Genomic DNA, 13,112 nt, shown 5'->3' on the forward strand with positions numbered 1-13,112 from the left:
CGCCGGGGCGGGAGGGCCCGCCCCGGCGCCGGGGGCTCAGCTGATCGCGGCGCGGATGGTGTCGCCGGTCTGGACCATCGTCTCGGCGCCGTCGGCGCCGCCGACGATGGCGGAGTAGGCCTGTCCGAGGGGCTCGAAGACGGCGCCCATCTGCGGGATGGACGGCATCGGCTCACCGGCGTTGGCGGCGTCGAGGTAGGCCTGCAGCTGCGGGTCGGCGGCCACCTCGGACTCCTGGAGCGAGACGAGGCTCGGCGGGATGTTGGCCCCGTCGTACATCGTCTGCATGGCCTCCTCGGTGTTCATCGTCCCGGTGACGAACTCCTGCGCGAAGGCCTTGTTCGCGCCGTTGGACGCGACGTAGAACGCCTGCACGCCGGTGAAGGGCTGCGCCGGCTCGGCGCCCGCGAAGCCCGGCACGGCCTGGACGTCCCAGCCGAAGCCCGCGGCCTCGACGTCGGCGCGGGCCCACGGGCCCGACAGCAGGTACGGCGCCTGGCCGTCCGCGAAGAGGGCGATGGAGTTGTCGCCGCTCACCGAGCGCGTGAGCACGCCGGAGCCGCCCTCGCCGAGCTCCTGGATGCGGGCGCCGGCCGCCTGGGAGGCCTCGTCCCCCACCCCCAGGTCGGTCGGGTCGTAGGCGCCCGAGGCGTCGCGCCCGAAGACGTAGCCGCCGAGCGAGGTGTACAGGGGCTGCATGTGGTAGGCGTCGCCCAGCTCACCGACGGGCAGGTTGAAGGCGGACTCGACCGTGCCCGCCTCCTTGAGCTGCAGACCGGTGGCGAAGGCGTCGTCGAGCGTCGCCGGCGCCTCGGGCGCGAGGTCGGTGTTGCGGTAGAGCACCAGCGCCTCGACGCCGTAGGGCAGGCCGTAGAGCTGGTCGTCGTAGGTGACGGCGTCGACGGCGACCTCGGAGTACTGCCCGAGCTGGTCGGCGGTGATCTGCAGGGGGTCGATCGCCCCGTTCTGCACCATGTTGCCGATCCAGTCGTGGGCGCCGACGACGACGTCGGGGCCGTTGCTCGCCGCGTTGGCGGTGATGAAGTTCGACTGGAGGTCCGTGACGGCCTGGACGGCGACCGAGATGCCGTTCTCCTCGCCGAACTGCTCGGCGATCTGCGTCACGGGGTCGATCTTGAGCTCGTCGGTCCAGACGACGAGGTCGGCGTCGTCGCGCGCCGGCGCGCCGGTCTCCTCGGCGCTCGCGCCGCCCTCGGGCGCGGTCGTCCCGGCGGGGGCGGCGCCGTCGCCGCTCCCTCCGCTGCAGCCGGCGGTCAGCGCGGCGATGCCGACGGCCGCGACGGCCGCCCTCAGGGGGATGCGCATGGTGCTCCTCGTCAGTCGAGCGGGCAGGGCCGTGGCGGCCCTCGGGGGGAGTTGTCGAGCGGAGGTGAGGTCGAGCGGGGCGCAACCGCGCCCTGGGTGCTCCGGTGCACCAGGGCCGTCGGCGGGGTTCGGGCCGGCGGCTCACGCCGCGCTGCGTGGCGGGACAGTAGCAAGATTCTTGCAGACGATGGAAGTGTCTTGCGTCACAGAAGTCGGGCCGCCTGCGCGAGTAGGTTGCACGGATGCGCATGAGGCTCGCGGACGTCGCCGTCCGCGCGGGGGTGAGCGAGGCCACGGTCAGCCGCGTCCTCAACGACAAGCCCGGCGTCTCGCAGGCCACCCGCGACAAGGTGCGGTCCGTCCTCGACGTGCTCGGCTACGACGACCGCTTCCTGCCCGCGCCGGTGGCGGGGCTCGTCGGGATCGTCGTGCCCGAGCTGACGAACCCCGTCTTCCCCGCCCTGTCGCTCGTCGTGCAGACGCACCTCGCGCGGGCCGGCTACACGCCCGTCGTCTGCTCCCTCGTCCCCGGTGGGGTGCACGAGGCCGACTTCGTCCGGGTCCTGCTGCAGCAGCGGGCCTCCGGCGTCGTCTTCCTCTCGGGCGTGCACGCCAACACGGACGCCGACGCCGGGCCCTACGAGCACCTGCGGCGCCGCGGGCTCGCCGCCGTCTTCGTCAACGGCTGGATGGACGGGATCGACGCGCCCTTCGTCTCGACCGACGACGCCTCGGCCGTCGAGCAGTCCGTGGCCCACCTCGTGGGCCTCGGCCACGAGCGGGTCGGGCTCGCCATGGGACCCGCCCGCTACGTGCCCTCGATCCGCAAGACGGCCGCCTTCCACGACGCCGTCCGGCGCCACCTCGCCGGCTCCGTGCGCCCGGGGGAGGTCGACTCCCTCGTCGTCCACACCCAGTTCCGCATCGAGGGCGGCGAGGCCGCGGCGCACGCGCTGCTCGACCGCGGCGTCACGGGGATCGTCTGCGGGTCCGACCTCATGGCCCTCGGCGCGGTGCGGGCCGCCCGGGAGCGCGGGCTGGCGGTGCCGGAGCAGGTGTCCGTCGTGGGGTGCGACGACGGACCGCTCCTCGACTTCACCGACCCTCCCCTGACGACCGTGCACCAGGACGTCGACGCCGTCGGCACGGCCGCGGCGCGCGCGCTCCTGGCGGAGCTCCGCGGCGAGCAGGGCGTGCGCGGCGAGCTGCTCGTCCGCCCGCGGCTCGTCGTGCGGGCCTCCACGGCCCCGCCCGCGGCGCGCGCCCCGCGGCCCCGGCGGCGCCCGGTGACCACCGGATCGTGACCCGCCCCGGGTGCCCGCCGCTCCCGATCGCTGCTAGTCAGGGACGATGAGCGCGAGCAGGACCCTCGTCGCCGGCGTCGACGTCGGCGGCACCAACATCCAGGTCGGCATGGTGTCCGGCGACCACGAGGTGCACGACCGCGGCAAGGTCCCCACGCCGACGAGCGGGCCGGACGCCGTCTTCGACGCCGTGGCCGAGCTCGTCGCCGACCTCGACGGGGACCCGGTGGCCGTGGGCGTCGGCATCCCCGGCGTCGTCCACGCCGGCCAGGTCCTCACGGTGCCCAACCTCGCGGGCTGGGACGCCGACGTCGACCTCGTCGGCGGCCTCACGTCGCGCCTCGACGCCCCGGTCACCCTCGGCAACGACGCGAACGTCGGCCTCCTCGGCGAGTGGGTCGCGGGGGCGGCGCGGGGCGCCCGCGACGTCCTCGGCCTGTGGCTCGGCACCGGCGTGGGCGGCGCCCTGGTCCTCGACGGCCGCCCCTACGAGGGCTCGCGCGGCTCCTCGGGCGAGATCGGGCACGTGCAGGTCCAGCCCGGCGGCGCGATGTGCGGGTGCGGGCGCCGCGGCTGCGTGGAGGCCTACGCCGGGCGGCGGATGATGGCCGGCGCCGCGCACGCGCTCGTGGGCGCCGGGCGGGAGACGCGCCTGTTCGCCATCCAGGACGAGGAGGACAGGCCGCGCCCGACCTCCAGCGTCTGGGCGAGGGCCCTCGACGAGGGCGACGAGATGGCGACCCAGCTCGTCGACTCCGCGGTCGAGCACCTCGGGGTGGCGGTCGGCTCCGCGGTCAACCTCCTCGACGTCGAGCTCGTCGTCGTCGGCGGCGGCCTTCCCGAGAAGCTCGGCCAGGACCTCGTCGACCGGATCGCGGCGGCCGCGGGCCCGTGGATGCTGCGCCCGAGCCCCGAGCTGCGCTTCGTCGTCTCCTCCCTCGGCGACGACGCCGGCGTCGTCGGCGCGGCGGCCCTGGCGCGCGCCGCCGTCATCGCCGGCTGACCTGCTCGACGGAGGTGACCGTGCACGGCCACCTCCGTCGACCAGGTCGCCGCACGCAGCAGGGCCCCCGCAGCGCGCGCTGCGGGGGCCCTGCTGCCGTGCGGGTGGGTGCTGGGCGTCAGCGCACGACCGTGAAGTCGAGCGTGGCGCGGCTGCCCGCGCTGCCCGTCACGACCGCCGTGTAGTCGCCCGGCTGCGCCTCGCGGGGGATGGTGACGCGCATGGAGCCGTCGCCGTCCGCGCTGACGCGGGCCGTGCCGTAGACCCGGCCGAGCACCGAGACGGTGAGCACCTCGCGGGGCGCGAAGCCCGACGCCGACGCGGTGACCGACTGGCCCGCGCGGACGGTGGTCGTCGAGGCGCTGACCTCGGCGGCCGGCTCGGGCTGCTCGGTCGCGTCACCGACGGTGACGCGGCCGGTGTAGTCCTCCGGGCTCAGCGGGCTGCTCTCCCGCAGGTACGCCTCGAAGGCGTCGAAGTCGATCAGCCCGGTGAGCTCGATCGCGCCCTCGGCGAAGGTGGTGAAGTTGTCACCGCCGGAGGCGAGGAAGGAGTTCGTCGCCACCCGGTAGGTGGCGTCCAGGTCGATCGGCTCCCCGGAGATGCGGATGCTGTCGACGAGGACGTGCTCGCCGCGCGGAGCCGCCGGGTCGTAGGACCAGGTGAGCTCCCGCGAGGTGCCCAGGGCCAGGAACGGCCGCGAGGCGGTGGCGGGCTGCCACTGCTGCTCGAGCACCTCGACCAGCTGGGCGCCGGTGAGGGGCACGACGACGAGGTCGTTGGCGAACGGCGTCACCGCGTTGGCCTCGGCGAGGGTGATGACGCCGTCCTCGCCCTGGAGGAGGTCGGCGCGCAGGCCGCCCGGGTTCACGAGGCCGAGGTCGGCGTCCTCCACGGGGCGCAGCGTCGTCCCGTAGACGTAGGTGTCGGCCACGAGGCCGCCGAGGGAGGAGTAGCTCCCCCGGTCCTCGACGCCCGCGTCGGTGAAGGCGCGCGTGATGTCGCCGGTCACCGAGCCGATGACCTCGCTGCCGACCTCGTCGGCGAAGGCCTCGGCCGCCGCGACGGTCTCGGCGACCTCCGCGGTGCGGGGGTAGGTCGCCGCGAGCTCCTCGGCGGGAGCGTCGGTGAGGGGCACCTCCTCGACGGTCGAGCTCGTCACCTCGCCCGTCGTGCGGTCGTAGTCGAGGACGATGCGACCCAGGTTGGCGGCGTAGGAGCCGGTCTGGATGACCGGGCGCGTGCCGCCGCCGGAGACGGGGGCCTCCCAGGCGTACACGCGGTGCGTGTGGCCCGTGAAGATCGCGTCGACCTCGGGGCTGACCCCGTTGACGATGCGGGCGAAGGCGGTGTCGGCCGCGAGGGCCTCCTCCAGCGTCTGCTCGTCCTCACCGAGGGGGTTGCCCTCGTGCGCGGACAGGACGATGACGTCGGCCTCGTCGCCCTGGCCGTCGGTCAGCTCGCCGACGACGCGGTTGGTCGCCTCGACCGGGTCGCCGAAGACGACGCCCCGGATGCCGGACGGCGAGACGAGCGAGCCCGTCTCCTGCGTGACGACGCCGATGACGCCGACGCTCACGCCGTCGACGTCCTGGATCGAGTACTCGGGCAGCAGCGGCTCGCCGGCCTCGTCGTAGACGTTGGCGCCGAGGATCGGGAAGTCGGCCAGGCCGGACTCGCCGTCCACGCCCACGCGGCCGAGGAGGTCGTCGATGCCGCGGTCGAACTCGTGGTTGCCCACGGCGCTGACCTGCAGCCCCATCTCGTTGAGCACCTCGATCGTCGGCTCGTCGGCCTGGACCGCCGAGACGAACGGGGAGGCGCCGATGTTGTCGCCGGCCGAGAGCACGAGCGTGCCGTCGACGTCCTCGCGCTCGCGCTGCTGCTCGATCGTGCCCGACAGCGCCACCGCCTCGCCGAGGCGGCCGTGGAAGTCGTTGATGTCGAGCAGCTGGAGCGACGCGACGTCGTCGACCGGGGAGTCCGCCACGTCGACGCCCACGACGACCGGGTCGTGGTCGGAGGCCCGGTAGGCGTCCGGCGCGTACCAGGGCAGGTAGCCGTCGTACTGGTAAGCGTACGACTCGTCCGCGTTGATGTCCCAGACGTCCGCGCCGGTCACGACCTCGGCCATCGCCGGGGAGGCGAAGACGTGGTCGAGCGAGCCGCTGCGGCCGCTGAAGACGTAGGTGTCGCCCGCGTCGTAGGCGGTGCCGAGGTCGACGTAGCCGGCCCCGCGGAGGACGTCGAGCGGGTCCTCCTGCGTGTAGGAGTTGAAGTCGCCGAGGAGCACGACCGCCTCGGGCGCCCCCTCGATGCCCTCGACGAACTCGACGAGGCGCTGGGCCTCGGCCACGCGGGTGGCGTTGCCATTGCCCTGGCCGTCGCCGGTGTCCTCGTCACCCGGGCGCGCCGGCTGCGGGACCGAGCCCTTGGACTTGAAGTGGTTGACGACCGCCATGAAGTCGGTGCCGCCGGCCCGGAAGGTCTGCGCCAGGGGCTGGCGGGCCCGACCCACCCACTCCGGGTCGTCGTCGACGACCGACTCGCCCACCGGCTGCACGGCCGCGGGCTGGTAGATGAAGGCGTTGCGGATGACGTCCTGGTCCTCCGCGGGCGGCAGGGCCGCGGGCGACGGGACGTACGCCCACGTGCCCTCGCCGGCCGCCTCGTTGAGCGCGTCGACGAGCGTCGCGAGAGCCTCGTCGCGGTCCTCGCCGAGGGCCGCGCCGTTCTCGATCTCCTCGAGGCCGACGACCTCGGCGCCGAGGGCGTTGATCGCCGTGACGATCTTCGCCTCCTGGCGCTCCAGGCCGGCCTCGTCGGAGGCGCCGCGGGCCTCGCCGCCGAAGGTCGTGAAGTAGTTGAGGACGTTGAAGGTGGCGACCTGGACGTCGCCGCCGACCTCCTCCGGCGCGGCCGTCCGCGGGCTGGCGTCGTCGAACGTCGCTTTCCCGGTCGTCTCCGCCGTCACCGGCGCGGTGGGCTGGTAGCGCCACGCGTCGTAGCGGTAGTCGAGGACGTAGGAGACGTCGCCGAAGCTGCTCACGCGGTCGCCGACCCGGATCGGGTCGTCCGCCGCGCCGTAGGACGGCGCCTGCCCCGCGTTCGCGAGGTTGGTGCTGCGCCCGTCGTCGAGGAGCACCTGCTTGCGGGCGTTGCGCGCCTCGTACTGCTGCGCCGCCCGGCCGGGGGCCACGACGTCGGTCGCCTGGAGGAGCACGTCCGGGCCGGCCGCCAGGGCGATCTCGCCGAAGCGGTTGGCGTTGTAGACCTCGGTGACCGTGTAGGTGCCCTGCGGGCGGACGAGCATGCCCTCGAGCTGCTCGCGCTCGGCCTCGGAGGCCGACGCGCGCGTGATGACGTACGGGGCCGGCAGGGCGACGTCGGTGGCGCAGACGGCGACCTGGTCAGCGGCGACCTGCGTGAGGCCCTGGTACTCGTCGACCTCGCCGGTGACCTGGACGCGGTCCCCGACCTCCAGGCTCCGCACCGGGCTGCCGGAGGGTCCGAAGACGTTGACGGCCGTGGACGCGCGGCCCGGACGGGCGCTCGGGTCCTGCACGAAGACGCTGCCGAAGCCGTCGGGCGACGTCGTGACGACGCCCTCGACGACGACGTCCTGGCCCACGAGCGGGCTCTCGGCGCCCGTGCCCTGGACCGCCGTGATGGCCGTGAGGCCGTCCTCGACGCACTGCGCAGGCTCCGGCTCGGGCTCCGGCTCCACGCCCTCGCCGTTCCGGGCGCCGAAGCTGTTGGAGTCCTCCGAGACGACCCAGGCGCCGTCGACCAGCTGGATCGAGCCGTCGGCCGTGCCGCTGCCCGTCTCCGCCACGCCGATGTCGGTGGAGTCGACGACCGCGCCGCCGAGGCTCGCGCTGAAGGCGCCCTCGTAGGAGAGGAACTGGACGAGCGCGCCGCTCGCGTCGAGCAGCGCCAGCCCGTCGGGCGAGCCGTTCTGGAGGTTCGGGAAGTCGACGACGAGGACGCCCGAATCGCCGACGACGCCCGTGAGGGCCTTCGGCGAGTAGGTCGTGCCGTTGGCGCCGTTGACGCCGACGAGGGTCCAGCCCGTCATGTCGGTGCCGGGCTCGGCCTGCAGCTCGACGCGCTCGTTCGCGTCGGCCCCCGCGTTGTCGTAGTGCAGCTCGCTGATGAACGGGCTGCCCGGGGGGGCGGGGACGGCGGCCGCGGGGGCGGCCAGCAGGGCGCCGCCCACGAGGGCGGCGGTGGCAGCGGCGGCGACGCGCGCTGCCTGGTGTGGTGCTCGTGGCACGGAGGTCCTCCGGTGTCGACGGCGTGGGCGTGCTGCCCGCCGGGCGGCGGGCGACCGGCTCCGCCGGACCACCGGCGGTACCGGTGGGATGGCGGGGTCACGGGGCGCGGTGGAGACTGCCCCGGCCGGGTGAACAGCATGTGACGAGAGCGCACGATCCGGAAGGCTCCGGCACGTCCCGGTCGCGACGGATGCGCCGTCGTGACCCGATTCGTTGACGTCGAGTGACGACCAGCACGGACCGTGCCCGTCCGGCCGGAGGTCGGAGCCAGGAGGAGACGCCCGTGGCTGCGAAGGCCCCCGCCGAGGAGCTCGACGTCGACGGCACCGCGGTGCGCCTCACGAGCCCCGACCGCGTGCTCTTCCCCGCGCTGGGCGCCGACGGCGGCACGAAGCGCCACCTCGTCGACTACCACCTGGCCGTGGCGAGCGCGTCCGCCGACGGCGCCGTCGACGGGCTCGGCCCGCTCGTGCGGGCGCTGCGCGACCGGCCGACCTACCTCCAGCGCTTCCCCGACGGGGTCGACGGCGAGGAGGTGTACCAGAAGCGGGTGCCGGAGCGGGCGCCCGACTACCTGCGCCGGGTGCGCGTGACCTTCCCGTCGGGCCGGCACGCCGACGCCCTCCGGGTGGACGCCGCGGCCCCCGTGCTCTGGGCCGTGCAGATGTCCGCGATCACGTTCCACCCCTGGCCGACGCGCGCGGACCACGTCGAGCTCCCCGACGAGCTGCGCGTCGACCTCGACCCCCAGCCCGGCACCGGCTTCGACGAGGCCCGCCGCGTCGCCCTCGACGTCCTCCACCCGCTCCTCGACGAGCTCGGCCTGGCCGGCTACCCCAAGACCTCCGGCGGCCGCGGCGTCCACGTCTACGTGCGCATCGAGCCGCGCTGGGAGATCCGCGAGGTCCGCCGCGCGGCCATCGCCCTGGCCCGCGAGGTCGAGCGCCGCGCCCCCGACCTCGTCACCACCGCCTGGTGGAAGGAGCAGCGCACGTCGGCGATCTTCGTCGACTACAACCAGAACGCCCGCGACCACACCATCGCCAGCGCCTACTCCGTGCGCCGCACCCCGCGGGCCACCGTCTCCACCCCCGTCACCTGGGCCGAGCTCGAGGACGTCCAGCCGGACGACTGCACCATCGCCGAGGTCCCCGGCCTGCTCGCCCGACGCGGAGACCCCATGGCGGCCCTCGACGACGTCCACCACTCCCTCGAGCCCCTGCTCGAGATGGCCGACCGCGACGAGGCGCGCGGCGAGGGCGAGCTGCCCTACCCGCCCAACCACCCCAAGATGCCCGGCGAGCCCAAGCGCGTGCAGCCCAGCCGCGACCGCGACCGCCGCGGCGACGGCTGAGCACCGGCGGGACGGACGCAGCCGACGCACCGGGCGCACCGGGCGGGCCGGGCGCCGCCGCTGCAGGGTGGGCGCATGGCTGAGAAGAGCACCACGCACGACTTCACCGGCAGCGTCGTCCTCGTCACCGGCGCCGGCTCGGGCATCGGGGCCGCCGTCGCGCGCGCCTTCCTCGACGCCGGCGCGACGGTCGCCGTGACGGGGCGCCGCCGCGAGCCGCTCGAGGAGGTCGTCGCGGGGCACCCCGACGAGCGCGCGGCCGTCCTCACCGCCGACGTCTCCGACGGCGCGCAGGTGCGCGACCTCGTCGCGGGCGTCGTCGAGCGGTTCGGGCGCGTCGACGTCGTCGTCAGCAACGCTGCCGCCTACGCGGGCGGGGAGGTCACCGACGTCGCCGACGAGGACTGGGAGCACCTGCGCGCCACGAACGTGGACGGCTTCTTCCACCTCGCGAAGGCGGCGCTCCCCCACCTGGAGGCCTCGGGCGGCACCCTGGTCGCCGTCTCCTCGGTGTCCGGGGACCGCGGCGACTGGGGCCAGGCGACGTACAACGCCACCAAGGCGGCGATCACGAACTTCGTCCGCTCGCTCGCCCTCGACTGGGGCCCGCGCGGGGTGCGGCTCAACGCCGTCGCCCCCGCCTTCACGCGCACGCCGCTGACGCAGGGCGTGTGGAGCGACGAGGACGCGCTGGCGACGATGGTCGAGCGCGTCGCCCTCGGCCGCCCCGGCGAGCCGGAGGACGTCGCCCCCGCGGTGCTGTGGCTCGCCAGCGACGCGGCCCGCTACGTCACCGGGGCCGTCCTGCCGGTCGACGGCGGCACGAGCGCGTCCACCGGGCAAGGCCGCGGCTGAGAGGACGCCGCCTCACGCACGAGGCCCCCGAGCACCTGGTGCTCGGGGGCCTTCGCGCGCGCGGCCCGCGGGACGGGCCGGGGCGTCAGCGCGCCGGGACCGCGGCGGCGAAGAGCGGGACGGCGTTCTCGACGGCGTAGGTGATGCCCGGGGCGCTGCCGCTGGAGAAGGCGTTGAGGAGTGTCTCGTCCTCCAGGACGACCGAGCGCCCGTCCTGGACGGACGGCAGCGCCTGGAACAGCGGGTCGTCGGTGATGGTCGACGCCTCGACGAAGATCGGGAAGACGACCGTGAGGTCGGCGTCGAGGAGGTCCAGCTGCTCGCTCGAGACCGGCACGGAGAAGCCGTCGCCGGCGAGCTCCTGGACCCGCTCGGACTGCTCGAGGCCGAGCGACTCCATGAGGTCCACGCGGGTGTCGCCCTCGGTGTAGGCGCTGTACCCCTCGGACGTGCGGGCGCCGACGGCGACGGTGGTGCCGTCGAGCTGCGGGTTCGCCGCCGCGGCGTCCTCGATCGCCTGGTCCACCTCGTCCTCGAGGGCGTCCGCCTCGTCCTCGCGGCCGAGCGCCTCGCCGACGAGCTCGAGCTGGTCCTCCCACGTCGTCGTGTAGGCGCCCGCCCCCTCGGGGATGCCGACCGTCGTCGCGATCTGGCTCAGGGCGTCGTAGCGCTCCTGCGTGCCGTCGGAGCGCGTGTCGAGGATGAGGTCCGGCTGCAGAGCGGCGATGGCCTCGAGCTCCGGCTCGAGCGTCCCGATGATCTCCGGCGACTCCGTGTAGCCCTCGGACCACGGGCCCACGCCGTCGCCGCCGAAGCCCAGCCAGTCGCTGGCGCCGACGGGCTCGACGCCGAGCGCGAGCGCGGTCTCGGCGTCCGACCACCCGAGGGCGACGACGCGCTGCGGCTCCTCGGGGATCTCGACCTCGCCGAAGGCGGTGTCGACCGTGACGGGGAAGGCCCCCGACGACGAGGACGTCGCGGTGCTGGTGCCACCGCCGCCCGTCGGCTCGGCGTCCGGCGTCCCGCCCTCGGGGGCGTCGGAGCCGCAGGCCGCGGCCAGGAGCGCGACCGACAGCAGCGCGGCCGCGGCGGCGGCCCGGGAGGTGTGGCGGGGGGACGTGTGCACGGGGGACCTCACGATCGACGGGAGCAGGCGAGGCAACCCTAACCAGTCCCGCGGGGCGGGGAGCACGCCCGCCGGTCGGCGGCGGTCCCCGCGCCGGGCGGCCCCTCGTCCTCACCCCCCGTCCCGACCCGTCGGCGCCCTAGCCTCCGCAGCATGCCGACGACGCCCGCCCCGCACCTGCCCCTCGGCACCTGGCCCACCCCCGTCGAGCCGGCGCCCCGGCTCGCCGAGCACCTGGGGCTCGGCCCGGACGACCTGCTGCTCAAGCGCGACGACCTCTCCGGGCTCGGCGGCGGCGGCAACAAGGTGCGCAAGCTCGAGCGGACGGTCGGGCGGGCCCTCGCCGAGGGCGCCGACGTCCTCGTGACGACGGGCGCGGGGCAGAGCAACCACGCACGCGCCACCGCCGCGGCCGCCCGGCGGGCCGGCCTCGGCTGCGTCCTCGTGCTCGTCGGCTCGGCGCCGGAGCGCCCGGCGGGCAACCTCGTGCTCGACGAGCTCCTCGGCGCGCGGGTGGAGTGGGCGGGCGACATCGACAGCGCCGGCCTCGACGCCGCAGCGGACGCCGTCGTCGAGCGGCTGCGCGGAGAGGGCGCGCGCCCGTCGCGCATCCCCTACGGCGGGTCCGACGCCCTCGGCGTCCTCGGCTACGTCGACGCCGCCGCGGAGGTCGCGGCGCAGGTGCCCGACGCCGCGCACGTCGTCACGGCCGTCGGCTCGGGCGGGACGATGGCCGGCCTCGTCGCCGGGCTGGGCGCGGGCCGCGTGCTCGGCGTCGACGTCGGTGCCGTGCCCGACCCGGTCGAGCGGGTCGTCGGCCTCGTCCGGGGTGTCGCCGCGGCCTTCGGCGACCACCTGCCCGACGGCGCCGCCGCCGCGCTGGCGGGCGTGGGGCCCGACCACCTGCGGCTGCCGCGGGACGAGGTCGGCGACGGCTACGGGCTGCCCACGCGCGCGAGCACCGCGGCCCTCTCGGCCGCGGCGCTCACGGAGGGCGTCGTCCTCGACCCCGTCTACACGGCCAAGGCGCTCGCGGGGCTGGCGTCCGCCGTCCGTCGCGGCGAGGTGCGGCCCGGCGAGCGCACCGTCCTCGTCCACACCGGCGGCCTGCCGGGGCTCTTCGGGCACCGGAGCGTGACCGGCGTCTGAGCGCGACGCCGCGCGGAGGGCCGGCCGCGCCCGCCCGCCGTACCGTCGGGGCATGAGCGCGCAGACCGGTGGCGGCACCGTCGTGCCCGACGTCCCGAGCCCGCTGGGCTGGTGCTCGCCCTGCCTGGCCGGACGGGCCCGCACGCCCGCCGCGGTCCTCCTCGAGGGCACCGGCGTCTGCGAGCAGCACCACGAGCGCCTCGTCGCCGACCGCGCGCAGCAGGGCGACCAGATGGCCGCGATGGCCGCGCAGGCGCAGGAGCAGCTGCGGGGCCTCATGGGCGGCGGGGCCGGCGGCGACCCGGGCGGTCCGCGCCGCGCGGGGTTCTAGCCGACGAGGGTCCTCAGACGCCGCGCAGGTCGAGCACGAGCTCACCGGGGCCGTCACCGAGGACGACGGGGATGCCCCAGTCCTGCTGGTAGAGGTGGCACGCGGCGTGCTCGGGCACCTCGCCGTCCTCGCCGGCGTCGCAGGCGGCCGCCTGCGCGGACACGTGGAGCACCCCCCGGGCACCGGCCTCCCCGCGCAGGACGAGAGGCCGGTCGAGCGCCGTCGTCGTCCCGGCGCCGTCGGCGAGCAGGTCGGGCGGGCTCGCCGAGACGACGACGCGGACGGGCGAGCCCCACCGGTCGTCGAGGTGCTGCCCGGCGGGCGGGACGAAGCGCACGCGCAGGTCGACGGGCCCGGCGGCCAGCGGTGTCGGCGGGCGCTCGACCC

The 13,112-nt window shown here is 75.6% G+C and carries 9 protein-coding genes and 1 pseudogene; 6 read left to right on the top strand and 4 right to left on the bottom strand.

The window, feature by feature from the left end; all coding sequences use genetic code 11:
• Positions 1 to 36: 36 nt before the first annotated feature.
• Positions 37 to 1,326, bottom strand: a complete 1,290-nt coding sequence (locus HLB09_RS06185; protein WP_171202531.1) for a sugar ABC transporter substrate-binding protein — start codon at positions 1,324 to 1,326, stop codon at positions 37 to 39.
• A gap of 242 nt (positions 1,327 to 1,568) precedes the next feature.
• Here HLB09_RS06185 and HLB09_RS06190 point away from each other — a divergent pair, with 242 nt between their 5' ends.
• Together HLB09_RS06190 and HLB09_RS06195 are read left to right on the top strand one after the other, a co-directional pair.
• Positions 1,569 to 2,630: a LacI family DNA-binding transcriptional regulator gene (locus tag HLB09_RS06190; RefSeq protein ID WP_171202532.1), complete on the top strand. Its 1,062-nt coding sequence runs from the start codon at positions 1,569 to 1,571 to the stop codon at positions 2,628 to 2,630.
• A gap of 46 nt (positions 2,631 to 2,676) precedes the next feature.
• Complete coding sequence (locus HLB09_RS06195) at positions 2,677 to 3,633, top strand: ROK family protein (RefSeq protein ID WP_171202533.1); 957 nt, start codon at positions 2,677 to 2,679, stop codon at positions 3,631 to 3,633.
• Between the two features lie 118 nt (positions 3,634 to 3,751).
• Here the strand turns inward: HLB09_RS06195 and HLB09_RS06200 are convergent, their stop codons facing one another.
• Positions 3,752 to 7,909 (bottom strand): ExeM/NucH family extracellular endonuclease, encoded by a 4,158-nt coding sequence (locus tag HLB09_RS06200; protein WP_171202534.1) that lies wholly within the window; start codon positions 7,907 to 7,909, stop codon positions 3,752 to 3,754.
• A 284-nt stretch (positions 7,910 to 8,193) separates the two neighbouring features.
• Between HLB09_RS06200 and HLB09_RS19830 the strand changes: the two genes are divergently transcribed.
• Both HLB09_RS19830 and HLB09_RS06210 read left to right on the top strand, forming a co-directional pair.
• On the top strand, positions 8,194 to 9,264 hold the full coding sequence (locus HLB09_RS19830; protein ID WP_171202535.1) for a DNA polymerase domain-containing protein: 1,071 nt from the start codon (positions 8,194 to 8,196) through the stop codon (positions 9,262 to 9,264).
• A gap of 75 nt (positions 9,265 to 9,339) precedes the next feature.
• Entirely contained in the window at positions 9,340 to 10,119 is a 780-nt protein-coding gene (locus tag HLB09_RS06210) for a meso-2,3-butanediol dehydrogenase (RefSeq protein ID WP_171202536.1), read from the top strand.
• Between the two features lie 85 nt (positions 10,120 to 10,204).
• Here HLB09_RS06210 and HLB09_RS06215 read toward each other — a convergent pair whose 3' ends face one another.
• Positions 10,205 to 11,245 (bottom strand): iron-siderophore ABC transporter substrate-binding protein, encoded by a 1,041-nt coding sequence (locus HLB09_RS06215; RefSeq protein WP_171202537.1) that lies wholly within the window; start codon positions 11,243 to 11,245, stop codon positions 10,205 to 10,207.
• A gap of 153 nt (positions 11,246 to 11,398) precedes the next feature.
• On the opposite strand from HLB09_RS06215, the gene HLB09_RS06220 reads away from it, so the two are divergent.
• Both HLB09_RS06220 and HLB09_RS06225 read left to right on the top strand, forming a co-directional pair.
• Positions 11,399 to 12,394 (top strand): pyridoxal-phosphate dependent enzyme, encoded by a 996-nt coding sequence (locus tag HLB09_RS06220; protein WP_171202538.1) that lies wholly within the window; start codon positions 11,399 to 11,401, stop codon positions 12,392 to 12,394.
• Between the two features lie 52 nt (positions 12,395 to 12,446).
• The gene (locus tag HLB09_RS06225; protein ID WP_171202539.1) at positions 12,447 to 12,725 is read left to right on the top strand and encodes a hypothetical protein; all 279 of its coding nucleotides are present in this window, start codon (positions 12,447 to 12,449) and stop codon (positions 12,723 to 12,725) included.
• A 13-nt stretch (positions 12,726 to 12,738) separates the two neighbouring features.
• Here HLB09_RS06225 and HLB09_RS06230 read toward each other — a convergent pair.
• Positions 12,739 to 13,112, bottom strand: a pseudogene (locus tag HLB09_RS06230) (hypothetical protein); the annotation flags it as partial.

The sequence above is a fragment of the Pseudokineococcus marinus genome, assembly GCF_013004605.1.
GTDB classification, from domain to species: Bacteria; Actinomycetota; Actinomycetes; order Actinomycetales; family Quadrisphaeraceae; genus Pseudokineococcus; species Pseudokineococcus marinus.

Excerpts from the sequence above, each read along its gene's own strand:
- HLB09_RS06185 (WP_171202531.1), bottom strand. The coding sequence starts at position 1,326 with ATGCGCATCCCCCTGAGGGCGGCCGTCGCGGCCGTCGGCATCGCCGCG.
- HLB09_RS06190 (WP_171202532.1), top strand. The coding sequence starts at position 1,569 with ATGCGCATGAGGCTCGCGGACGTCGCCGTCCGCGCGGGGGTGAGCGAG.
- HLB09_RS06195 (WP_171202533.1), top strand. The coding sequence starts at position 2,677 with ATGAGCGCGAGCAGGACCCTCGTCGCCGGCGTCGACGTCGGCGGCACC.
- HLB09_RS06210 (WP_171202536.1), top strand. The coding sequence starts at position 9,340 with ATGGCTGAGAAGAGCACCACGCACGACTTCACCGGCAGCGTCGTCCTC.
- HLB09_RS06220 (WP_171202538.1), top strand. The coding sequence starts at position 11,399 with ATGCCGACGACGCCCGCCCCGCACCTGCCCCTCGGCACCTGGCCCACC.
- HLB09_RS06225 (WP_171202539.1), top strand. The coding sequence starts at position 12,447 with ATGAGCGCGCAGACCGGTGGCGGCACCGTCGTGCCCGACGTCCCGAGC.